At 62.6% G+C, this 22,170-nt stretch carries 18 protein-coding genes, 1 tRNA gene and 3 pseudogenes; 6 read left to right on the top strand and 16 right to left on the bottom strand.

Going from position 1 to position 22,170, the window contains the following annotated elements:
- Nucleotides 1-3: 3 nt before the first annotated feature.
- The 4 genes and pseudogenes from G6N54_RS31400 to G6N54_RS22445 all read right to left on the bottom strand — a co-directional run bounded on the left by G6N54_RS31400 (nt 4) and on the right by G6N54_RS22445 (nt 4,321).
- Entirely contained in the window at nt 4-564 is a 561-nt protein-coding gene (locus G6N54_RS31400; RefSeq protein WP_408632602.1) for an FAD-binding oxidoreductase, read from the bottom strand.
- A pseudogene (locus G6N54_RS31405) lies at nt 538-1,832 on the bottom strand (FAD-binding oxidoreductase); the annotation flags it as partial. The gene G6N54_RS31400 and the pseudogene G6N54_RS31405, both read right to left, overlap by 27 nt.
- A 10-nt stretch (nt 1,833-1,842) precedes the next feature.
- Complete coding sequence (gene mdlC / locus G6N54_RS22440; protein WP_163792101.1) at nt 1,843-3,456, bottom strand: benzoylformate decarboxylase; 1,614 nt, start codon at nt 3,454-3,456, stop codon at nt 1,843-1,845.
- A 37-nt stretch (nt 3,457-3,493) separates the two neighbouring features.
- Complete coding sequence (locus G6N54_RS22445) at nt 3,494-4,321, bottom strand: alpha/beta hydrolase (RefSeq protein WP_163792102.1); 828 nt, start codon at nt 4,319-4,321, stop codon at nt 3,494-3,496.
- 10 nt (nt 4,322-4,331) lie between these two features.
- Here G6N54_RS22445 and G6N54_RS22450 point away from each other — a divergent pair, with 10 nt between their 5' ends.
- Together G6N54_RS22450 and G6N54_RS22455 are read left to right on the top strand one after the other, a co-directional pair.
- Nucleotides 4,332-5,621: a PucR family transcriptional regulator gene (locus G6N54_RS22450; RefSeq protein ID WP_163792103.1), complete on the top strand. Its 1,290-nt coding sequence runs from the start codon at nt 4,332-4,334 to the stop codon at nt 5,619-5,621.
- A 665-nt stretch (nt 5,622-6,286) separates the two neighbouring features.
- Nucleotides 6,287-6,354 (top strand) — tRNA-Phe (locus tag G6N54_RS22455).
- A gap of 696 nt (nt 6,355-7,050) precedes the next feature.
- Here the strand turns inward: G6N54_RS22455 and G6N54_RS22460 are convergent.
- From G6N54_RS22460 to G6N54_RS22490, 7 genes are all read right to left on the bottom strand, one after another.
- Nucleotides 7,051-7,419, bottom strand: a complete 369-nt coding sequence (locus G6N54_RS22460; RefSeq protein ID WP_163792104.1) for a hypothetical protein — start codon at nt 7,417-7,419, stop codon at nt 7,051-7,053.
- Entirely contained in the window at nt 7,410-8,942 is a 1,533-nt protein-coding gene (locus tag G6N54_RS22465) for a Trm112 family protein (protein ID WP_163792105.1), read from the bottom strand. The genes G6N54_RS22460 and G6N54_RS22465 overlap by 10 nt, the downstream gene beginning before the upstream one ends.
- Nucleotides 8,943-9,083: 141 nt before the next feature.
- The gene (locus tag G6N54_RS22470; protein WP_163792106.1) at nt 9,084-10,154 is read right to left on the bottom strand and encodes an MBOAT family protein; all 1,071 of its coding nucleotides are present in this window, start codon (nt 10,152-10,154) and stop codon (nt 9,084-9,086) included.
- Between the two features lie 52 nt (nt 10,155-10,206).
- A complete protein-coding gene (locus G6N54_RS22475) occupies nt 10,207-11,037 on the bottom strand; it encodes a hypothetical protein (protein WP_163792107.1) in 831 nt (276 codons plus the stop codon).
- 38 nt (nt 11,038-11,075) lie between these two features.
- Entirely contained in the window at nt 11,076-11,834 is a 759-nt protein-coding gene (locus G6N54_RS22480) for an AMP-binding enzyme (protein WP_264078363.1), read from the bottom strand.
- Nucleotides 11,835-11,883: 49 nt separating this feature from the next.
- The gene (locus tag G6N54_RS22485; RefSeq protein ID WP_163792109.1) at nt 11,884-12,912 is read right to left on the bottom strand and encodes an AMP-binding protein; all 1,029 of its coding nucleotides are present in this window, start codon (nt 12,910-12,912) and stop codon (nt 11,884-11,886) included.
- Complete coding sequence (locus G6N54_RS22490; protein WP_163792111.1) at nt 12,905-14,365, bottom strand: class I adenylate-forming enzyme family protein; 1,461 nt, start codon at nt 14,363-14,365, stop codon at nt 12,905-12,907. Before G6N54_RS22490 ends, G6N54_RS22485 begins: the two co-directional genes overlap by 8 nt.
- A gap of 1,940 nt (nt 14,366-16,305) precedes the next feature.
- On the opposite strand from G6N54_RS22490, the gene G6N54_RS22495 reads away from it, so the two are divergent.
- On the top strand, nt 16,306-17,262 hold the full coding sequence (locus tag G6N54_RS22495) for a C1 family peptidase (protein WP_163792115.1): 957 nt from the start codon (nt 16,306-16,308) through the stop codon (nt 17,260-17,262).
- Nucleotides 17,263-17,266: 4 nt separating this feature from the next.
- Here the strand turns inward: G6N54_RS22495 and G6N54_RS22500 are convergent, their stop codons facing one another.
- From G6N54_RS22500 to G6N54_RS22515, 4 genes and pseudogenes are all read right to left on the bottom strand, one after another.
- Complete coding sequence (locus tag G6N54_RS22500; protein ID WP_163792116.1) at nt 17,267-17,722, bottom strand: PPOX class F420-dependent oxidoreductase; 456 nt, start codon at nt 17,720-17,722, stop codon at nt 17,267-17,269.
- A gap of 53 nt (nt 17,723-17,775) precedes the next feature.
- Complete coding sequence (locus G6N54_RS22505; protein ID WP_163792118.1) at nt 17,776-18,159, bottom strand: hypothetical protein; 384 nt, start codon at nt 18,157-18,159, stop codon at nt 17,776-17,778.
- 239 nt (nt 18,160-18,398) lie between these two features.
- Nucleotides 18,399-18,827, bottom strand: a complete 429-nt coding sequence (locus G6N54_RS22510; RefSeq protein WP_163792120.1) for a tautomerase family protein — start codon at nt 18,825-18,827, stop codon at nt 18,399-18,401.
- Nucleotides 18,828-18,844: 17 nt separating this feature from the next.
- Nucleotides 18,845-19,983 (bottom strand): annotated as a pseudogene (locus G6N54_RS22515) (LLM class flavin-dependent oxidoreductase).
- Between the two features lie 5 nt (nt 19,984-19,988).
- Between G6N54_RS22515 and G6N54_RS30750 the strand changes: the two are divergent.
- The 3 genes from G6N54_RS30750 (at nt 19,989) to G6N54_RS22530 (ending at nt 21,883) form a co-directional block, all read left to right on the top strand.
- Nucleotides 19,989-20,297, top strand: coding sequence for a BBE domain-containing protein (locus G6N54_RS30750; protein WP_163792122.1), 309 nt, complete (start codon nt 19,989-19,991; stop codon nt 20,295-20,297).
- Between the two features lie 27 nt (nt 20,298-20,324).
- On the top strand, nt 20,325-21,014 hold the full coding sequence (locus tag G6N54_RS22525) for a M15 family metallopeptidase (RefSeq protein ID WP_163792124.1): 690 nt from the start codon (nt 20,325-20,327) through the stop codon (nt 21,012-21,014).
- Between the two features lie 62 nt (nt 21,015-21,076).
- On the top strand, nt 21,077-21,883 hold the full coding sequence (locus G6N54_RS22530; protein ID WP_163792126.1) for a methyltransferase domain-containing protein: 807 nt from the start codon (nt 21,077-21,079) through the stop codon (nt 21,881-21,883).
- 4 nt (nt 21,884-21,887) lie between these two features.
- Here the strand turns inward: G6N54_RS22530 and G6N54_RS22535 are convergent.
- Nucleotides 21,888-22,106 (bottom strand): annotated as a pseudogene (locus G6N54_RS22535) (SDR family oxidoreductase); the annotation flags it as partial.
- Nucleotides 22,107-22,170: the final 64 nt, after the last annotated feature.

Below are 22,170 nucleotides of genomic sequence, written 5' to 3' on the forward strand. Positions count from 1 at the left end.
GGTCTACCGTGCGACCGCAATCTTGAAGACAGCGCGGGTGATCGTCCCGAATGCGTTTCTGCCGCCGATGAATAGCCGTTTGGTGTCGTAGCCCGCGACGTCTTTCATGTTCTGGCCGCCGAAGCGGGCCGCGGCGGCGCCGTCGGGAAGGACAACCTCGACGCCGAGCAATCCGTGGCGGACTTCTCGACGTTCCTCGGCGGTCGCGTTGGCGATCAGTTCGCCGACAGTGCGATCGAGGCCCTCAGTGGGGATGGCCGGGCAGGTCACGCCTTGTTCGTGGAGTGTGCGTGAGAGGTCGCCAAGGGTGACCGCGGCACCGACCACCAGATTCAAGTTGCCGGTGTTGACCTCAACCGTGGTGTCGTCGCCGTCGGCGTTCGTCGCGGAGGTCGGATGACCTTCGAGTGCCGCGCGCACGGCGGCTTCGAACGCGGGCAGCGCGGGCTCTTCGGGCGAGGGTTCGGGCAGCATGATGCCGGGGTTGAAGGTGTGCGCGGGATCGAAGACCTGCTTGAGGGCGCGTTGGGCGGCGATCTCGACCGGGGTGAAGCGTTTGGTCATGAATTGGATCTTCTCGGTGCCGACGCCGTGCTCGCCGGTGATGGTGCCGTCCAGCCTCAATGCCGCTTCGATGATTTCGTTGTTGGCGGCCTCCAAAGCCGCGGCCGCGTGTGGGTTCTCCTTGTCATAGAAGGTGGTCGGGTGTAGGTCCCCGTCTCCGGCATGTCCGGTCACGGCGATGAACAGCAGGGCGTCCGAGTGACGTTTGGCGGCGTCCTGGATTGCCTGCTGCATCTCCGGAATGTGTTGGCGTGGAACGGTGACGTCGCCGATGAAGAAGCCTTTGCCGCTGTGCACGACGGCGTCGGGGCGTGCAGGCGTCCGTACCAGAGCTTGGCGCGGGCGTCGTCGTCGTCGGCGCGGCGCACTTCGGTGGCGTGTTGTCGCAAGACCTTTTCGACGATCGCGGCGTCGCGGTCGACCTCGGCGGCGGTCCCGTCGACGTCGATGAGGACGATCGCGTCGGCGTCGGTGGGATATCCGGTGTCGGTGAACTGCTGCAGGCCGTTGATGCCGGCTCGGTCGAGCCATTCGACCGCCGCGGGCACAGTCCCGGTATGGATGATCGCGGAGATGGTTTCGGCCGCCGCCCGGGCGGTGCTGAAGCTGCCCATCAGGCTGCGAGTGACCGGCGCGATGGGGCGCAACGCGACGGTCGCCTCCGTGAGGATCGCGAGGGTACCTTCCGACCCGATCAGAATCCCGAGTAGATCCGGGCCGTCGTCGGCGGCGCTGAGGTTGATTACGGTGCCGTCAGCCAGAACTGCTTCGACGCTGAGGACGTGGTTGTAGGTGACGCCGTATTTGAGAGCGTGTGGCCCGCCGGCGTTTTCGATGATGTTGCCGCCGACGCTCGCCAGATGTGCCGATACCGGGTCGGGTGAGAAGACCAGCTTGTGTGGGGCGAGCTGCTGCTGCAGATCGAAATTGATGACACCGGGCTGGACGCGGGCGGTGCGGGATGTCGGGTTGATGTCGAGGACCTGGTTCAGCTGTGTCAGATCGATCACCGCGCGGTCCGCGCCGGCCATGACTCCGGCACTGCAGTTCGATGCGCCGGCGCGGGTGACCAACGAAATGCCATGCTCGGCAGCGATTTTGACTGCGGCGACGACGTCGTCACGACTGCGCGGGCGCAACACCAGACCAGGCTGCTGGCCGAAACCCCAATAGTCTTTGCTGTTTTCGGCCAGCGTGGCCTTGTCGGTGGCCACTGTGTCGCTTCCCTGAAGGGCCGCGGTGAAAGCCGAAACGATCGTGTCATCCACCAGCTGTTTCCTAGCTGCCGAAGCCTGCGGGCACGGGTGTCGTGCGGGCGTTGATCAGGGTGGGCCGGTTGCGGTCGGCGATGCCGGCTTTGACGAGCTCGAATACCTCGTCGGAGCTGTGTGCTTCGTGGGCGTCGACGCCGTAACTGGCGGCAGTTCCCACGATGTCGAGCCCGGGGATGTCGAGTCCGGGGACGTTCGGGGTCTTTTCCCACACGCCGAACTCTTTGACCACGCCGTATTCGGCGTTGGACGCCACAACAATGGTGAGGGGGATGTTGTAGTGTGCGGCGCTCCACAGGGCGGTGATCGCGTAGTGGATGGAGCCGTCGCCCATCAAGGACACGACCGGACGGTCGGGAGCCGCGATTTGAGCACCGACGGATGCCGGTAGCCCCCAGCCGAGTCCGCCGCCGGCGGCCGACAGATGTGACCGCGGATTGCCCGGACGGATGCTTTCGGTCATGGTGATCTCGTTGCTGCCTGCTTCGCTGACCCACAGGGTGTCCGCGGGTGCGGCGTGAGCGACAGCGGTCCACAGATCCGCGGGCTTCAGCGGCACCTGCTCCGACACCCGCTCGGGGACCGCGGCGCGTGGCTCGGGCGCGGAGCGCTGAGTGCGATTCACTGTCGCCGCTAAAGCCTTTGTCGCGGTGCGAATATCGGCGACGATTGCGTCGCCGACGGGGGCGCGGGCGGCCTCGTCGGGATCGTTGGAGATCTGGATCAAGCGAGCGCCCTCGGGCAGGTAGGGCCCCGGCACCAACGGGTAGTAGCGGAAGACCGGCGTCCCGATGGTGAGGATCAGGTCGTGGCCGGCGAGGAGGCCGGAGATCCATCCCGCCCCCGGAGGCAGGGCGCCGTGGTAGAGCCGGTGATTTTCCGGGAACCCGCTCCAACCGGTCAAAGGTGCAGTGTAGACGGGTGATTCGGTGCGCTCGGCCAACTCGATCACCGCGTCGTAGGCGTCGTAGCGGTCGATGTCGCCACCCACCACGATCACCGGCGACGAGGCGGCGTCGAGTTGTGCGCCGACTTGCTCGGCCAGCTCGGTCGGAAAGCCCGTTGCGTGGGTCACGGTGCGATCGCGCACCACCGAGATATCGGCGAGCTGGTCGTCGGTCAGTTCGATCGGCATGTCGTCCATCGGCAGCGAGACGAACACCGGGCCCATCGGCGGGGTGGTGGCCAGGTGGATGGCCCGGGCGAGCACCGCCGGGGACTCACTGGCGGTCGCCGGCTCTGCAGCCCACTTTACGAACGGTTTTGGCGCCGTGGTCGGTTCGTGATTGGTCAGCAGGCAGTACTGGTTTTGCATGTTGCGGCGCTGATTGCCCGCGGTAATGACCAGCGGCGTCTTGTTGACGTAGGCGTTGTAGATCTGGCCCTGCGCGTTACCCATGCCAGGTGCGGTGTGCAGATTGACCAGGGCGGGACGGCGGGTGATTTGCGCGTAGGCGTCGGCCATGCCGACCGGGATCATCTCCTGCAAGCCAAGGAAGTAGCGAAAGTCGTTGGGAAAGTCCTGCAGCAGTGCCAATTCCGACGAGCCGGGGTTACCGAACCAGGTGGTCAAATTGTGTGATCGGAACAGGTCGAGGATGGCGTCGCGCACTGTGGTCATGGGTGGCCGTTGCTTTCGTACGAAGGTGTGAAAGAGGTCAATCGAGTTCCCCGGACACGGGGTTCAGCGCCCAGCTCAAGGCGAAGTCGGCGACTTCTTCCCATCCCGGTGCGCCGCAGGTGAAGTGGTCTCGCTCAGGGAAGAGCTTGTAGGCGGTGATCGCGGCCGAGTGTTTGGCGTTTTTCGTGTAATTCTCGTGCTGCACAGCGGGCGGCAGGATGTGGTCGTGGCCGCCGGCGATGAACAGCAGCGGCGCGCGATCGTCGTTGGCAAAGTTGTAGGTGGTGGCCGCGTGGGGCGTGACGTTGGCCAGGCCGCCCTGGAACAAGATCCGCGCCGGGACCGGAACCGTGTACCGCTCGTAGGCGCTCGCGGAGTCGGCTTCGGTGAGTGTGTTGGTGAACGCGTAATGGAATTGCTCGGCTGTTATGGGCACCGCGCGGTGCAGGTTGGCAGGATTCTTCAATACCGGAAATGTAGCCCGGACCTCCGATAACGGCAGCGCTTTAATGCCTTTGACGGCAGCACCGTCGATCGACACGCCGGCCTGCCCATAGCCGGCGTCGAGTAGGAGCTGGACGAACGTACCGCCGAAGGAATGGCCCATCAGTATTGGCGGCTCGGCGAGTTCTTCGATGATCTCGGCGAGATGATCGAACACCTCCCGCACCCCAAGGTCGGCCAAGGGTTGGGGGTTCTCGCGCAGCGCGGCGACTCCGGCCGGCCCCGGGGCTACGCCGGGGTAGCCCGGTGTCAGGACGGAGAAGCCGCGAGCGCGGTAATGGGCGACCCAGTCCTCCCAGGCGAACGGCGTCATCCATAGGCCGTGGACCAAAACGATGGTCTGCTCAGGGGCGGCGTTCATGACATGAATCGTGGTCGCCGCGAGTGGGCTTCACAATGAACGGCAGCCCAAAGTCGCGATCTCTAACCTTGTGCCCCGGCACAGCGACGTGCGGCGCTTTACGATTCGATACATGTTGAAGCAGCGACCGCCAACAGTGCTCGTCGATCGCGTGCGGCAACAGTCAGACGAGATCGTGACGAAGGTGCTCACTCAGCTTGCTACTGAAGTCCCGGACTTCCTGCCCAGCGGTGACGACGGCGTCGAATCTGTCCGCGAGAACATCGCCGACTACCTCGCAGAAATGCTCGACTGGATTGATCTCGGCGCCGATCCTGGCCATTGGAATCTCGACACCGCACACCGAATGCGTCACCGCGCCGGCCAGGGCCTGACACTGTCGAATCTATTGCACGCCTACCGCCTCGGCGGGGCGGCTATCTGGGATGAGCTCGCACGTCTGGCGGACACAAACGAAGTCGATAAGGAAGCCCTCATTGCGGCGACACCGTCCATCTTCGCCTGGATGAACACCAATTCGCTTCGCGCACATGCTGTTTTCCGCGAAATCGACATCCGCGACGCGCGGCGCAACGAGCAAGTTCGCGCGGCCTTGCTTGACACGGTGCTGTTCAACGAGTCCAGCATCGGAGCGCCGTTCTGGGACGCGGTCGCCGCCCTCGGCCTCCCACGGACAGGTCAGTTCACGATCATCGCGGCCACCAGTGCAGAGCTTTCAGCCCAGCAGTCGCCCCCTGATATTGAAACGCTGATCTCGGCGCACTCGGCTGTTTACGACTCGTGGTTTCGCCTTGCGTCGCATGCGCAGTTGGGGGTCGTATCGCTTCGACCGAACCGCTCCGACGCACTCGACGGCATTGCCAGCAACATCTGCGCCGACATCGCCGTCACGATCGGCCTCAGCAGCCCCTTCACCGACATCGCTGACTGCTCTAAAGCCCGGGCTCAAGCGCAAGTCGCCGCGTCCGCTTCCTCGGCCGGTCGCCCGACTATTCGTTACGACCGCGACGTCATGGCGGTGTTGCTCGCCAGCTCGCCAGACGCCGCCGCATCGGTTGTCAGAGCCACGCTGGGCCCGGTACTCGAGTTGCCGATTGAACGGCGCGAACCCATCCTCACCACGGTGTACACCTGGCTACAGCGCGGTCAGTCCGTCTCGGCGACCGCCGACGAGCTGCACTGTCACCGCAACACCATCAACTACCGGTTGCGCCGATTCGCCGAACTCACCGGGCGACCGCTGGCCGACAATTTTTGGCTGGCTCAAGTCGCACTGGCGCTGGAAGCTGCACGCACTTAGAAGGAAACCGCGCGCGATCTGCACGACGCCTGCTCCCAAAGCGCCAAGCGCTCTGAAAATTGTTCGGGCAGCTCCACGCCCATTGACGTAGTTTCCACACCCAGCCAGTCCCCGCCACAAGCGTACGGCTGGGCCTGGTCAAAAAGTGGTGCCGCCGAGCCACCACCTCAGGGCTGGTGACCGCAGCCCCAGGCCATCCGTTGCCGACAGTTCCGCATCAACGCCGTCATCGACGGCACCGCGGACACTTTTGGGACATATATCAAACCCGTTGGTGCCAGCCGGAACACGGCCTACGCCGCGACCGCCGTCCGACCGGCCGCTGTCGCTCTCGGGCCCTGCGGCATTGGCGGTCCCGGGCACTCGCGGTCTACCGGCGTCCGCGACTCCGGTCGTGTTCCGGCTGGCCGTTAGGGTTGTGGTCGGTCCAACAGTGGGTCGCTCCGCTGGCGTCCTCGTTGGACGCGCCGTCGACCCCGTGATGTTGGGCATCGGGCAGCTGCTCCCCGGGAGCCCAACGCGCGCATCACTGAGTGACGGGTGGTGAGGGGTTCCCTGTCGGGAGTGCGATCACCGTGTCCGGTTTGTGTCCGATCGTCGGACGAGCAGCCTGCGTCAGACGCGCTCAGCGCGCCGCATTCGGCGCATGAACGGCGTTAAACCGCAGGTCAGTGGCTATCCCGTCCGCCTGAAAAGCGGAAGGTCGCCGGTCCAATCCCGGCCCTGGCCACCAGGGTATTGACCCCACTCCAGCCTTTACCCTCCGCGCTCTTGACGAGCCAACTAGAGCGCCTTCTCAATCGCCCCTTTGGACGCCTGCTCAACGCGATCGGACGCGGTAGCTAGTCCACCGGGTGAGCTAGCGGCGGACCCGCAATCAGGCTCACAAAAGCTGATTCCCGGCATCAGGGTTGACCTCCCTACGACCCTGTCGACTTATCGATCTCTGCGCAATGTCCGATGTTGGACAAACCTGAAGAGCATCTACTGTATCGCCTTGGGTCGCAACGCGATACGTCCACCTTGCGATGGACTTAATGGCCACACAGAAAGAAACCGATTATGAGCACAACAACTCTTGTGCTCGTTGCAACCACAGCCTGCACCTTCGGGTAGCTGATTCCCTTGAAGAGGGATCGCGCGGGTGGGCGCCAACTGCGGTTCCTCGAGGGGCGGTCTTGTTCCGGAACTAGTTTCGCCGTTGCCGGCAATGCTGGAGGCACTGTGGTGGATGCCGTGGTCTTTCATTGATGAGATTTTCGCCAAGCTGATGGCGGTTATCCCGCTGTGTCCGAATCTGCACTGGCTTTTACGACACCGGATTTGAACGCTGAGATTCCGCATGGGCTTTCGTGGATATAGTTGATCGCGCCGCAGAAGCAACTTATCGGATGTACACGACGTTTCGGCGAGGCCCTGCGCGGTGCGGTTACGGCTTAAATGCAGCTTCCTGGATTGCTTGAACAAGCGTGAGCAAGTCTCTTAGCTGGCTGTCATTACGCCTCGTGTGCACTCGCCCGTCCGTCTGATGAAGCATCGAGGCGCTCGCTTCAAGGAAGTGCGCGAGCGTGATGTTCACATACCCACCGTCGACGGGGATCCGGAGGAAGGCTGTGTCGCGAAGAGGCAGCTCGTCGACTGGGATTGCGTCCGAAAGCATTTCAAGCAGATTGACCGAATCTGTGGGCGACACGGCATCGGGAGGGCCGATCCAGAATTCGGGAGTTTCGCTGTCGCTCTCCCATACCAGCAGGCCGCAATCAGCCGGAAGATCGGTAGCCTGCGCTTCTAGCCGCACGTTCGCTCCGCAGGACGCGCTGACGAGGGCGAACCACAACAATAAAAGGCCGTTGCCAACGACGTTGACAACCTGGTCTTCACGGTTATGTCCCGACATCGCGCTCGCGAAAAGCCGCGCCAACTCGTAGAGGCCGGGGCCGGATATGTTCTGCCCCGCGATAGTGAAGGGCAATTCTGAGACGTGCTGGATGGCTGACCAGAACCCGGCAACGGTTCGGATGCCCACTGATTCGCGTGAAAACGCTGCATTCGATGCCCGGCCGCCGACATGGGCACACCGCGAATCAGCTCCTGTTCTTCGAGGAACTGCAGCCAGTCTCGTACTGGCAGCCCGGAATCAAACGCCGCCGATATCTGCTCGGTCGTCTGGCCGACCAGTGCGAGCAAATATGCTGACAGGGTTGAGTCCTGCACATCAACGGCTTCATCCGGCAGTCTGTCCTCGTACACCGGATGACGGCCGAGCAGGTGGGCCACGCTCTTGCCATGCAGGTTCGGGTTCACCCGCCATTGACCTCTCGAAATGCTAAGGCTGAAAAGTGGATTCACCGCGTATCGAGTTGACTCCGCCCGCAGGTGGGAAGGTGTTTCCGGAGGCGGACGATGTCTGGGTATCAGCGCGAGGACACCGTTGTAATCCGAAGTCTCACAGTCATCAACGAGAACCGCGGTTGACGGGCCGTTGAAGAGAGTGCACTCACTGAAAACCCACCCGTCGGCGTCGCGCACCCCGCCGGCGGCGGACAGCCACGAATGGTATTGGCGGCCATGCAGATGGCGGCCACCTCTTTCGAAGAACGGGTCGGGCTCGCTGTTGCTGAGGTGCACGTGGGGGAACACCGCAGCACCGCGGCGTTTGGTCACCCGAAGTGCTTCGGCACCAAAATGGGGCCAGGGGAAGCGATGGACACTATCTGCGGCGTGTAACAGCGTCATCGATTCGTCACGAAACGGCCAGGGCTCACCCGGATTCACAAAGCACACATCGAGATTCGTGGCGCGATCGGAGAGCAGGTAGCGGAAACCTCGATACCCCATGACACTGCTGTTGCCCTCCCACAACGACAGCACTCGCTGCCGGGGAAAACGTGCGGCAAGATACTCACCACTCCAGCCGGTTCGACACCACACGTCCAATATGAGATCGCCCGGATGGAGTAGGGGCTCAACGTGGGGGAGCAGTGGTTCAAGCGCGCGGGTGGATTCGTTGAACGGGTGAAACGCGGCATAGGATTCGAGGACTCCTCGCTTCCAACGTACGGACTGGTACTGCTCGAAGTCGGTAGCTGAGCCGAGCAGTGATCGAGCAAGCCGGCGCAAAGCCATCAGATCAGGTATTTGGCCAGATGGCAGTGGTTCGGTGAAGAACCCGAATCCCTCCAGGACCGGAATGCCCAATCCGCACTCCGAGCAGCTCAGGCTGCCCCAGACCAGGTTCGGTCCGCCGTTGACCAACACGTTTGGGTCTAGTCCACCCAGACAGGCCGGGCAGCACAGGATTTCGAGCAGCGACTCATGCATCTCACTACCCGTGCATGTAAAAGATCGCGGTCCCTGGCGCAACTAGGCACTCGATGACCTGTACCAGAAAAAATGCGTACCATAACGTCCACACGACGTCGACCAACCGACGCGGCAGCCGAGCGCAACACCACGTATACATCACACACCTCCTGCAAGAAGCCATGTTTCGACCAGATCGGTGACTTGAAAACTGAGCACCACGAAGTTCAACGTGAGTACGGTCGTCGCTACCTGAATCACGCGACTTGCCACGGGGCCCCGAGTTTGCGGCTCGCCACGTGCCGTCCGATAGCGGCGATGGGCAGCGAGACCGATGCCGTGATACAAGCCCCACAGCAGATAATGAAGCGTCAGCGAATGCCACAGCCCAAGAATCACCATGCTCGAGACGAGAGCCAGCGACGGCCGGCGGCTGACTGCGAGTACCGGGATATACACATAGTCACGGCACCAGCTCGACAGCGACATGTGCCACCGTTGCCAGAAATCTGAGATGTTCCGCGCGATGAACGGCCAGTTGAAGTTTTCGCGGAGTGTGACACCGGTAAGGGCGCCGAATCCGATTGCGATATCGCTGTACCCGCTGAAGACCACATACAGCAATGTCCAGTAATGCAAATCGGCGAGATAGCTACCGAGCGGGCCACTGGTTTCTCGCCAGTGCGCCACGTACGGGCTGAGCTGGAGGCCCAGGTTGTAGTTGCCCACCACGACGACCTTGACGAGTCCGTACAGGATGCGCTGCATCGCATGCACGAATGCAGGATGATCGAAGCGCCGCCTGCGCCAGCCGCGGAGAAATTCGTCGAAACGATGGATCGGACCTAGCGGCAGGGACCCCGGCAAAAAATGATAGGCCAGGTACTCGCCGAAATCGTGCGCACGAAGGTTGCCCTTAAATGCCTCGAAGAGGTAGTGCACCAGCCGCAGGACATAGAAAGCCATCCCAAGTGGAAGTACCACGCGCTGGGTGAGTCCGTCGCCATTGCCCTTACCAAAGTAGAGATTCGCTGCGTAGAACGCCGCGAGCACCGCCACAGCGATCGGCAGCACGCCGCGCCTGCGGATCCATCGGCGTGCGACGTAGAAGGTCCAACCGGCGCAAATCGCAAGAATCAACAGGGATGACGCAGAGAGCACAGCGAGGATCAGCGCGCCGCTGGCTGTTATCCCAGTCGCTCGCCAGCGCGGCGGAAGGCGCCACGACATGACCGCCGCAAGCCCGCTACAGCCAAGAATCCAGCAGAGAAGGACCGCATCGCTAATGGCGGGACTCCTGCCACGCAATGATTTGTGTTGCTAACCAGGCGCTGTAGCGCTTTCGGCCGTCTTCGTTGAAATGCCCCAAGTCGCAGTAGCTGCTTTCCGGAAACGGTGGGGGCGACCAGGATTGCGCCCCCAGCTCCGCCTGCAGCTGTTGGCGGTGGTGAGCCGCCTCGTCGCGCAGACCGACAGGTTGCAGGCGGCCCGCTGTTGCCGAGACGGGAACATCCAGCAGCACCACCGTCGTGCCGCGATGAGCCAACTGTTTAAGCAGGGTCGTAAACCGGGTTATCGCCTCGGGTCGGGCAATCCGCCAGCCGGCGGCCTTTTCTGCGTAGCCTTGTCGCAGCTGCGAGCAGGCTGGCGGGCTGAGCCATCGGTCGACGCCCTCGTTGCCGTCATACCCGGGTCCGCCATCTAGGAGCAGCGCGAGGTTTTGCCCCAAATGGCCTAGATAGACTTGGAACTCCGGCCACGTCGTCGACCACCGGGGATGGTCAAAGTATGAGCGCTGATCGACCAGCAGCAGATCGCTTTCAATCAGCAACAAGTCCGGAGGGTGCGCCAGCGATGCAATCAACGCGGGTTCGAGCAATCGCGGCGTACCGGCATCGCGCGTGATGCGATGAAACACAAGGCCATTGGGAACCCCGGGCCGCTTAGCGAACCGATCATCGTAGTCGATTCCGTACCGGACTTTAGAAGTACCGATGACCACAACATGTAAGGTGCCGGCAGGAGAATTGAGGCGTTCGAGGTGCAGTACCTGCGGCACCGCCAGGTTGCCGGCTACGAGGGACAACCCACAAATCAGCGCGACGAGGAGCACCGCGGCTGGAAACACCCAGATGGGTGGATGCCGCCGTGTCACCGCTGAACCAGGGGGAGAGCTTTGTCTAACCTGGTGAGTCCCATGATATCTCGCGCGCTGAGCTCGATACCAAACTCCGCTTCGATCGCCACGACGAACTCCATGTGCGCCAAAGAATCCCAGCCGGAAATGTCTTCGGGTGAACTGGTCAGCCGGAGTGCGGCGCGTGGTTGTTTGAAACAACGTGCGGCGACATCGAGCAACCGGTCCTCTATCGCGCCGGTCGATCCTCCGGCGCTGGCACTATGAGACACCTCAGCGGCCGCGACCATCGTGCTGGCCTGATCCAAGAGCACCTTGCCGCTGCGGCCCCGTGGCAACTTCGGCACGATGACTATTCGGGTCGGCAACTTGCGTGGTTCCAGGTGCATGGCGCAGTACTCGTGGAGTTCTGAAACCGCGACATCGCGCGCGACTACTAACGCGACGAGAGTCTCGCCCCATATCGGATCGAGTCGCCCGAAGCTCACCGCTTCTGTCACGCTCGGGTGCATCTGAAGAACCTCGGTGATTTCCTCTGGATGGATGTTGTAGCCACCACGAATAACAATGTTTTTCTTCCGACCGCAGATTCGGTAATTGCCGTCGCTACCGAGGCGAGCGATGTCCCCGGTGTGAAGCCAGCCGTCGCGAAGTGCCGTGGCGGTCAGTGCCGGCTCGTCAAAATAGCCGGACATCAGCATCTTTCCGCGGACCGTCAGTTCTCCCGCAGCGCCGGGCGGTACCTCGTGGCCCGCGTCGTCCACGATGCGCAATTCACAGTCGACCGGCTGGCCGATGCTGCCAGCTGCGCCGGTGTCATCGTCAGTGCGCGCGAAAACGCCCCCCGGTCGTTTCCGTAAGTCCGTAGACGTTGACCACGGCCACTCCGTAGTTGTCTACGAAGGCGGTCTGCAGCGCGCTTTCCAGTTGCGCGCCGCACGAGATCATGTAACGAAAGTCGCCGCCCTGGAAGGAGTCTCGCTGATCGTGGCCAAGTCGCAGCATGAGCGCGAGCATGGTTGGCACCGCGATCATGTGGGTGATACGCAACTGGTAGACGGCATCGAGTAATGCCGAAACCGCCGCAACCTGGAAGTCCATCGGGCGGTAGACAGTCGCACCAGTGAAGAAAGCCATTACCGGGCCCTGGATCATGCCGTCTGCATGCGAGAGCATGAGCGGATTCAGGATGCGGCTCTGCGGCCCATATCCGTAGACCTTTGCCAAGGTTTCGAGGTGAGCAAACAGGGCACGGTGACTGATGCCCACCCCTTTGGGCTGGCTGGTAGTGCCCGACGTGAACATGATGTAGGCAATGGTTTCGGCCGGGACGCTGGTAGGCGGAGCGACCAAATCCTGCGCTGCGAGTTCGGCTTGGAGACCGCTTTGGGGAGACTTACCCAGTAGACGACTGAGCACCCCGGAAGGCGTTGCGGCGCCTGTGATTTCCAAGATAGGCGCCGTCATCGCTGTCAAAGACCAATGCTTTACCAGGTCGCTGTCCGCGATTGTCAACACCGGTTTGGCCTTGGTGATCAGGGCGGCAGCGCGCTCGGGGCCTGTATCAGCATCAAGGTTGACGGCGGTAACTCCGTGACATATCAGGGCGATGAACAGCATCGCCGCTTCCTTATCGCTCGAGGTTGCGATGACCACCCGCGAACCGACCGTGATGCCCCGCTTTTGCAGTAAGGCGCCAACTCTGCCGATCCGATCATGCAACTCGCCGTGCGTGATTTGCACTCTCTCGGTCACCAGCCACGGGGTGTCAGCAGCAGCGTCGGTCTTTAGCGCTGCGTAGCAGCGTGACCCAGCGGTGCTAGGCGCATCGTCGATGGTTGTGTCAATCATTGCTCACCAGCTCGACCAATTCGCGGCGCAGGAGTTTGCCGGTCGCCGCCCTGGGCAGCGCAGTGGTCAACTCGAACCGTGTCGGAACATGGGTCGGGCCCAAGCGTGATGAGACCAGCGCGGCAAGTTCGCGTTTGGTGTCAAGGCTCAACTCTTCACCGCCGGTGACGAGGATCGCGACTATGCGTTCGCCGCCGTGCAAGTCAGCTACGCCAGCGACCGCAGCCTCACACACAATTGGGTGCCGTTCCAGCACTGCCTCGATTTGCTGAGGCGAGATACGTTCCGTCGTGACACTGTTAATGAATAGCCCGGTTCGACCCAAGAGGAAGTGACGGCCCTGGCTGTCGCGCCGCATGATGTCGCCCGTGCGCAGCCAGTCGCCGGCATAGAGGGACGCTGTGGCCACCGGGTCGTCGAGATAGTGGGGCGCAGGTTCGACCATGCGCACCTGGAGCTCGCCGGCGCCGCCACTCCCGAGAACGTTTCCCGCTTCATCCACGAGACGCGCTTCCACGCCGACCGTCCACCCGAGTGATCCGTCAAGCGGATCCCAATTCTCGACCACTTGTGAAAGGCAGATTCCGGCACTCTCGGTCAGACCGTAGTAATTGATCACCGGAACCCCGGTGGCGGCGTGGAAAACCTGGGTTTCAGCCATATGTAGATCGGCGCCCGTGCAATACACAGCGCGCAGCGAAGCCAGTTGCGTAGGCGAAATCCGGCGGCCCATCAAGTTGATCTGTCGAAGCACAAGCGGAGCGGCGACGAGCCGTGTCACCGCCTTCTCGTGGACAACATCGACAATGTGCAAAACGGTTCGCCGGTCGCGCGGTGGAAGCGCGACGCTGCGAACCCCGAGCAGCGGAGCGGCGATGAGCGCATTGCGTAAGCCACTAATCGTGTGTGGCTCAGGCAAGTTCAAAAGTGTCTCGTCACTGCGCCAGCCGAACGCGTCCACAACGCGTTGAGCACTTCCGGCCAGCGCGCCATGGCTCAGCACGACAATTTTTGGCGTACCCGTTGAACCTGATGTGCACAGATAAGCCGCTGGCGCTGTCGGTGGCACCGACACCGGCTCGGCGATCCTGGGATGTCCCTGCCGCTGCCGGCCGGGCCCCACCACCTCTACTGGGCAACCCGGACGCAGACCTTCCCACCGTTGGTCTGACAGCGGCTCGGCGACGATTTGGTCGGGTTTGATGCGCTCGCAGAGTTGACGCAAGCGAAAGTCGGGCCAAGTTGTATCCACCGGCGCGAACACAAGCCCCTCGAGCACACATGCCCAGAAGGTCACAAACGCGGCGGGTCCCTGCTGGCCGTGAAAGAGCACGACATCTGCGGGTTTGCGACCGTTGGAACGAAATTGAGCGCGAATCTCGCTGATCTGTGAAACCAAATCGCAGAGGTTGCTGGAGCCCGCACTGAGTGTGCTGATCGAGAAGGTTCCCACTCGCGATGCGTAGGAAAGGATATGCGCTAAACTCACGACGACTTTCCCCCTCGAAAAGTCCCGACTTCCCCTCCGAAACTGTGATAACGATTATCGATTGATCGCCCATCGGTGCAAGCGGAACTATCGCTATATACGATTTGCTTACACCTTTGCTGAACGACCCGCTGAGGCCGGGCGCGAGCTGCGGAGGCACGGGCGGGCAATCGCGCACGCTCGCGCGGAACAACCGTGGGACGGGTGGACTCACGGGCGCATCTCTTAGCCCGCTGTGGCCGACTGGGTTTTGATCAGCAAGACGCGTAAGGCGAGGTCACGGAGGTTCACAACCAGCTTCGTCAACCTGGCCTGCTTATGGGGTGTGCGATTCTCGGCTATGCGCCCCGTTGTCGACGGCATCGCCAGGGCTTTCTAAATTTGGCGGTCGCACTAGTCGCGCCACAGCCTAAGTGCCGCTCGCGACGAACCGTCTTGCTGTTTATCGGCATCACCTGCGAAGCGCGAGAACTATGGGCGCTCGCTCGATACCAGCATCCACCAACTCTGTTGCGGGACAGGTACTCTGAGGCCCGGACCTGCACGCGCCTCGGCCGCCAATGATGACCACGCCCGGGTCATGCAGGTTGCTGCTGAAGGCGCCAACGGGCTTCCTGTCCGCCGCAGAGCTGGTGCGAATCCACGACGCAAGGGTGTCAAGAAACCGTGAAAATTATCCGGTGCGCGACGTCAAGAAACCGTTAATTCCTGCAGGCGACGATCGCGCCTCGCGGTTCTGGCGTGGTACGGATTCACAACTAGGCGAACGTTAACTCCGGGTAACGAAAGGGTTTGATGATGGCGGTAGCGCTCGCAGCGAAAAGATACCCACCGGTCCCTTTGGCCGCTTTGGTGGTGATGCCGATTTCATCGGCTGTCATCACGCTCGGGCTGCGCATCTATCTCGAGACACGAGCTGTGCAGGGATCACTCGACGCGGCCGCGTGGGCTTTGCTGCTAATTATGTTGATTTCAATCATATCTTTCCTGATGTGGAAGCCGTATTCATCGGCGACCGATTTACCAGTCCGACTCAGAGAGAGCCCGGTGACTTGATCAAAAGGCTGATGGCGTTGTACTGGGCTTTTGTGTTCTCTCTGAGAACGCATTTCGGGACGTCCGTACCGTTAACTGTGAAGATCGGCGGCTTGTCTCCGCTAGTGGGGTGTGATGCTGGCTCTGCCGGTATTTCCTCTTATTTTTGCTGAAATCGATAGTCACTGGAAGCCACTATTTCGACCGTTATGTCCAACATCAATGCATGGCAGTTGGTTTATGGACTGCTGCGCATCCTGTCGGTATCAGCGACTTCTAATTGACGCCGACGACAGCGTCCGTCCCGGCTCTCCGCCGTACAGCAATTGCAATCACCAGACGATTGGGGGCTGTTACAACGATGGATCGCAACTTGTTTCACCGGAAAATAATGTGGCCGCATTGGGTAGCGCCCTGGGCGCGCCTCATCGCTGATGCCGTCGAGGGTATGAGTCATCTTGCCTCGGAGGCGCTAAGCGTTGCGACAGCCGAAGTCACCCGGCAGAGCTGTTCGACCAAGCCGACAACTGGACTACCGGACGTAGGCGCGGTGCCCAAGGTACGGGCGCCGATTTGCTGTAACGGACGTTGCGTAGGCGGGCGACCAGAAGATACGCAAACACGTTGTCGCCGTCCCGCTCTCTGTAGGTCGCGATACCGATTGTTCTGAGGCATCGCGTGAACGCGGCCGTCAGGGTATTCGCTATCCGCATGTAGGCGCCGAGCGCTGTCGCGACATCCTCACTGGGATCATTGTTGGTCCCGCGTGGTTGGCCAACCGCGCTTCTGCAATGCCGGGCGAGCACGGTTGGACGCAATTAGGTTGTTAGGCGTCGTTGGCAACTTTGTCGTGTGTCCTAGGAGAGCCCGTGGATCCAGGGATCAACCGGCGCTCGCTGCTGAGCCTGTCGGTGGCCGGCGCCGTGGCAGCGGCATTGCCCTCGTGTGGCGGCCACGAACAGAGTCAGAGCCCAAGCGCAACCCAAAGCCAGAGCGAAGAACTGGTCGACCTCACCTCCTACGGATACGACCCCGACATCCCCGAGCTGGGGGAGACGGAAAGGCCCAGGCACCCGGGCGAAGTACCGCCGGCAGCGGCGGTCCCCGGGGAGTGGTTACCGCCGGTCGGGCGGCAGACCATGCCGAATTGCTTCGTGTGGGGCTCCGTATACGGCCTCGCGACGTTCTACGCGGCCCGCAAAAGCCGCACACCGCCAACCAGTCCCGACCGCCAGGCCGGACCCGACTACGCCTACATTCGCTACGAAATCGCGAACAAGACCCCCGAGAACACCTGCCACGGCGGCCAAATCACCAAATGTCTGGATTGGCTTCGAGATAACGGCGGCACTCCATCGCTGGCCGCCGCCCCCAACCACAAGCCGGGATTCAAAGCGACGTGTCGGGTGGAGTGGGGCGAGTACGGCTCGCAGACCATTCCGCCGGATCCCCGCTTCCGTGTCCCCGAGTACAAGTTGACCCACGTCACCGGCGCCGAGGGTTTGAATAATTTGCGCGCCGTCATCGCGTCGGGTACGCCGATCGCTTTTGGCACCTCCCTGTACACCGACTTTTCGCACTACCGCGGCCAGCCCTCGCCCTACGTCGGGAATGGAAAGCTAAGCCGCGACAAAAACGGCAAGAAGTCTGGGCATGTGATGGTCATCGTCGGCTACGACGACGCGTACACGAAGTCCACCGGCGCGGTCCGCATTCAGAACAGCTGGGGAAGACGTTGGGGCGAAAAGGGCTTCGTGTGGATGGCGTATGACACGTTGGAGAAATTGGCCCAGGGACAAGGGGTTTACATTCCTGAGTCGGCATGAGCCGTTATTTCGGCGGAAAACCTCCGGTGGCCACCGGGCCCCAGCGGCGCGGCGTGACGCGAATCAGACACTTGCCCTGATCCATCATGGCGCGACGGTACTCGGCCCAGTCGGAGTGCTCTCCGGCGATCACCCGGAAGTAGTCGACGAGCAATTCCACCGCTTCGGGTAGGTCGATTACTTCCGCATCCCCATCGACTTGCACATAAGGCCCATTGAAATCATCGGAGAGGACGACCACGCTCGCCGACGGGGTGCGGCGGATATTCGCACTCTTGGCGCGCTGTGGGTACGACGCAATCACGATGCGGCCCTGCTCGTCGACGCCACCGGTTACCGGTGAACTGTGCAACGAGCCGTCCGCACGGAACGTGGTCAGCAGCATCTTGTGTCTCGGCCGGATGAACTCGAGCAGTTCGGGGAGACTGACCACGTCCGCGGTCGCCACTTTGGGAGCCATGAAATCCATCGTAGCGACCCCGTATCGGATCACTCAGATACGTTGTAGCGCAACTAGATCGGCGTGACGATTTCCGACGTGTAGAAGTCGATCGGTGTCTGCGAGTGCGGCGACGGGCGGTCGACGAAAACCCAAACCCCCGTGGAATTCGCCGCGATCGGGCCGTCCAGTGTTACCGTGCCCGCGCCGCTGCCGTCGGTGTCGATTCCGCCGGCACTGACCCCGGCATCTCCGGCACCGCACCCCGCCGAAGTTCGGGGCGTCTGAATCAGTCGGACGTTGTAATGGGATCCCGGTTCGGCGGCAATCAATTGCACCTGCGCGACGACCTTGTTCGACGCCTTACTGATGACCGTCTGACCGCTGCCCTTGCCCATTGTCGGCACATTGACCGCCCAGGTGAAGTCGCACGCCCGGAACTTCGGCGTCAACGGCACCAGCGAACCACCTGAACTAACATCCGCGGCCGCGACGCCCGTTGCTCCGCAAAACGCAGCCGCTCCAAGAATATTGGCGCCGATGCACAACAGCGCGGGGATTTTTCGCATTGATTTCCTAGCCATAGACTCCGCTGGAACCTACCAAAGGTAGTGAACGAAAATGGCTATAAAGAGTTGACAGTTAGACAAATCACATGCTGCAGCATTGTGCTGTCCAGCTCACACACCTGCCCGCATCACTCGGCGACCAGGCCTTTCACCTGCTGGTAGTAAATGATGTTGCCGCCGCCAGCCCAATTACCTTCCGGGATTTCGTGAATCAGCGTCCAGATCTGAAACGCCCGCGGGCCGTGCGGCTCGATTCCCGCCGCGGCACACACCGCCTCGTGCACGTCGGCGGCGAGCTGTTCCTTGCGGGCCTTGTCGAGTGCGCCCGCGAACACCGTGAGCTCTACCCGGAACCGGGGTTCGCCCGACCCGCGGCCACCGACCGAGACCTCGGCCGGCTCCTTCGCGTGTAGATACACCAGGGTGTTGTCGCGCAAAAACGGTGTGCCGGGTGCGCGTTCGGCGCGCAGCAGCGCGCTGACCAATTCGTCGGTGAGCCGGCTCAACGCGTCGTCGTCGATGGAGCCACGCGCGAATGTCAGGTCAATCATCGGCATTGCCAATCGCCTCCTTGCTAGAGCTTGCGCAGGCCTCGCACGACCTTGATGTAGGGCGTGGTCGCGGACGCGCTTTTGCGCAAACTCGGTTGAATCGCACCGGCATTGCCCACGACGGGTAGCGCAGGCCATGGTCGCGAAACTCCGCGATTTGTTCGATGACCTCATCGGGTGTGCCCACCGCGAACAATTCCCGGACGAGCGATCGCGGAACCTTCGCCGCATAAGACAGGGCGGTCTGTTCGTCGATCAATTGCGGAATCAGGTCCTGGACTCCGGTGAAGTCCGCGCCGAGCGGATGCTGCGCGCCGTGGCGTTCCCAGTCCTTGGCGGGGGAGTTGAGGGTGAAGACCTTGGCGATGTCGGAGTCGACGACCTCGTCGATTTCGTCGCGGGACCGTCCGGTCACAATGAACCGGATCAGCGCGGGGGTGATGGCTTGCGGGTCGCGGCCCGCATTCGAGGCCGCGGTGCGCACGATCTCGAGTTGCTCACCGTATTCGCCCGCCCGCGTCGTCCCGGGGAACCAGCCATCGGCGTATTTGCCGGTGGCGCGCATCATCCGGGGCCCGTGGGCGGCGATCCAGATCTCCGGCCACTTGCCCTTATACGGCGGCAGCGCGAAAGTCGCGTTGTGCAAAGGAAAGAACTCCGAATCCCGGCTGACCAACTCGCCATTGGAGTTCCATAGCGCCCGGATGGTGGCTGCCGCCTCCTCGAAGCGCCCCACCGGCTGCGACCAGTCGACTCCATAGGGCGCATTGCTTTCTCGCTCACCGGTTCCGATGCCGAGCACCGCGCGCCCCTTGGCCAACAGATGCAGCGAGGCGACGGCCTGCGCCGTGACGGCGGGGTTGCGCCGGCCGGCGTCGGTGACCGCCACCCCCAGCCGCATTCGGGCCTTGTTGCGCCCGGCGAGATAGCCGAGCATCGTCCAGGGTTCGAGGTGCGCGTCCATCTTCGGGATGATGCGAGCGGCGCCGACGTGCTTGGTGTTCCACATCGACGGCCGCAGAACCGAATTTAGATGGTCGGCGACCCAGAACGAGTCGGCTCCGCAGGCCAGTCCGGTCAGGTAGTCGGCGTGGATCAACGGCTTTGGGCCGAAACGCGAATTGATCGTGTTGTGCATGACACCCACGCCGAACTTCGCCATCGCCATTGCTCCTTCGGGCCGCCGACCACGGGCTAGCCGATCGGCGACCCAGGACCATAAGTGATCGGCCGCGGTTCATCAATGACGGGCCCGTTGCCCTGCCCGACGACGCGACCGCACACATCGGCTGGGCGGACCGGGTCGACGCGGGCCTGGCGCCGCACGCCCTGCCCGGTGGCTATCCGAACATGCTGGGGCCGGACGCGCACGAGCAGACCGCGCATGCGTATGGCGGCAACGCCACGCGCCTGGGTGCGGTCAAGATGCAGTTCGACCCTGACGGCGTATTTTCCGCCATCGGCCTACCGGGTTAATCGACGAACAGCCGCGACAATGGCGGGATGCGTTATGTGCGCCTGGTTCTCTCGCTAGTGGCAGTCGCGGTATCCGCAGCCACAACCGCACAGGCCGGCCCGGACGTGCCGCCCGTCAGTGACGCGGCACGCGCGGCCGATTTCGTCGACGTTCGCACCGTCGTCCCCGATGCCGTCGTCGACCTGCGCTACGCGACGACCAACAACTTCACCGGCACGCAGTTGTATCCCTCCGACGCCCGTTGCCTGGTGCACCAATCCATGGCTCAAGGCCTCGCGACCGCCGCGTCGGCGCTGCGTCCCCAGGGGCACCTGCTGGTGTTCTGGGATTGCTATCGGCCCCACGACGTTCAGGTCAGGATGTTTAATGTGGTTCCCAACCCGGCCTGGGTGGCGCGGCCGGGTCAGTTTGCGCACAGCCACGAGTCGGGGCGTTCGGTGGACGTGACCTTTACCAGCGTGCAACCGCAGTGCCCGCCCGAACGTCACGCGGGTGGGCTATGTCTGGCCGACATGGGCACCGACTTCGACGATTTCACCCCGCGCGCAACGGCCTTCGCCACGCAGGGTGTCAGCGCCGACGCTCAGGCCAATCGGGCCAGTTTGCGCGATGCGATGAAGTACGGCGGGCTGTCCCCGTATTCCGGCGAGTGGTGGCACTTCGACGGTCCCGGAGCCGGTGTCGACCGTCCGATTCTCAACGTCTCCGTAGACTGACGCATCTCACATAGTGAGATGCTAGTTTCATATTATGACTGGACTTCGGTAGACTTTGCGTCATGAGCGACCGAGCCACCTACACGAACGGACATCACGAGTCGGCACTGCGCAGCCACCAGCGGCGCACCGCGGCGGACTCAGCGGGCTACCTGCTGCCGTACCTGCGGCCGGGGCTATCGCTGCTCGACGTGGGCTGCGGCCCGGGGACCATCACCGCGGACCTCGCCAACATCGTGGCACCCGGATCGGTCACGGCTGTCGATCAATTCGCCGACGTCCTCGACGCGGCCCGCACCGAGGCCCAGCAACGCAACCTGTCCAACATCTCGTTCGCGACCGCCGACGTGGGTCGGCTCGACATGGCCGACGACACATTCGATGTCGTGCACGCGCACCAGGTGCTGCAGCACCTCGCCGATCCGGTGCGCGCGCTGCGCGAGATGCGCAGGGTGTGTACACCCGGCGGCATCGTGGCCGCTCGCGATGCCGACTACGCGGGGTTTGTCTGGTTCCCACGCCTTGCGGCACTGGACTTTTGGCGCGACATCTACCAACAGGCCGCGCGAGCCAACGGTGGCGAGCCGGACGCCGGCCGGCGCCTGCTGTCGTGGGCGCTGGAGGCGGGCTTCGACGACGTGACGCCCACCGGAAGCCTCTGGTGCTTTGCCACCGACGAGGCCCGCGAATGGTGGGGCGGCATGTGGGCCGACCGGATCCTGCACTCCGGCATCGCCGCCGACATTCTGCGGTTCGGTCTGGCCACCCCCGCGCAGCTCGAGGAGATCGCGCAGGCATGGCGGGACTGGGCGGCGGCGAAGGACGGTTGGCTGGCGATCCCGAACGGCGAAATCATCCGCCGTGCTTAGGTATTCAGTCCGCGAGCTGATCGGGAATGGGCTGCGCGCCGCCACCGTAACGGGACAGGTCCGCGACTCCGCTCGTCCGCAGCACCCCGGAATCGATGTAGCAATTGCCGGTGGCCTGCCGAGCAGGGCGGGAGAGGATCTCGGCGGCGGCGTCGCCCATGATCTCCGGACTGCGTGACGACTCGGCCAACTTCGCGTCATCGGCCATGTTGGTCACCGCGCTGCATTTAGCCTGGTCAACACGTGGTATTAGCATTCTCTTTTTTTTGCAAGTACGTTATTCATCG

The organism is Mycobacterium stomatepiae, from assembly GCF_010731715.1.
Taxonomy (GTDB): Bacteria; Actinomycetota; Actinomycetes; order Mycobacteriales; family Mycobacteriaceae; genus Mycobacterium; species Mycobacterium stomatepiae.

Excerpts from the sequence above, each read along its gene's own strand:
- G6N54_RS31400 (WP_408632602.1), bottom strand. The coding sequence starts at position 564 with ATGACCAAACGCTTCACCCCGGTCGAGATCGCCGCCCAACGCGCCCTC.
- mdlC (WP_163792101.1), bottom strand. The coding sequence starts at position 3,456 with ATGACCACAGTGCGCGACGCCATCCTCGACCTGTTCCGATCACACAAT.
- G6N54_RS22445 (WP_163792102.1), bottom strand. The coding sequence starts at position 4,321 with ATGAACGCCGCCCCTGAGCAGACCATCGTTTTGGTCCACGGCCTATGG.
- G6N54_RS22465 (WP_163792105.1), bottom strand. The coding sequence starts at position 8,942 with ATGCATGAGTCGCTGCTCGAAATCCTGTGCTGCCCGGCCTGTCTGGGT.
- G6N54_RS22470 (WP_163792106.1), bottom strand. The coding sequence starts at position 10,154 with ATGTCGTGGCGCCTTCCGCCGCGCTGGCGAGCGACTGGGATAACAGCC.
- G6N54_RS22485 (WP_163792109.1), bottom strand. The coding sequence starts at position 12,912 with ATGATTGACACAACCATCGACGATGCGCCTAGCACCGCTGGGTCACGC.
- G6N54_RS22500 (WP_163792116.1), bottom strand. The coding sequence starts at position 17,722 with ATGGCTCCCAAAGTGGCGACCGCGGACGTGGTCAGTCTCCCCGAACTG.
- G6N54_RS22510 (WP_163792120.1), bottom strand. The coding sequence starts at position 18,827 with ATGCCGATGATTGACCTGACATTCGCGCGTGGCTCCATCGACGACGAC.
- G6N54_RS22525 (WP_163792124.1), top strand. The coding sequence starts at position 20,325 with ATGCGTTATGTGCGCCTGGTTCTCTCGCTAGTGGCAGTCGCGGTATCC.
- G6N54_RS22530 (WP_163792126.1), top strand. The coding sequence starts at position 21,077 with ATGAGCGACCGAGCCACCTACACGAACGGACATCACGAGTCGGCACTG.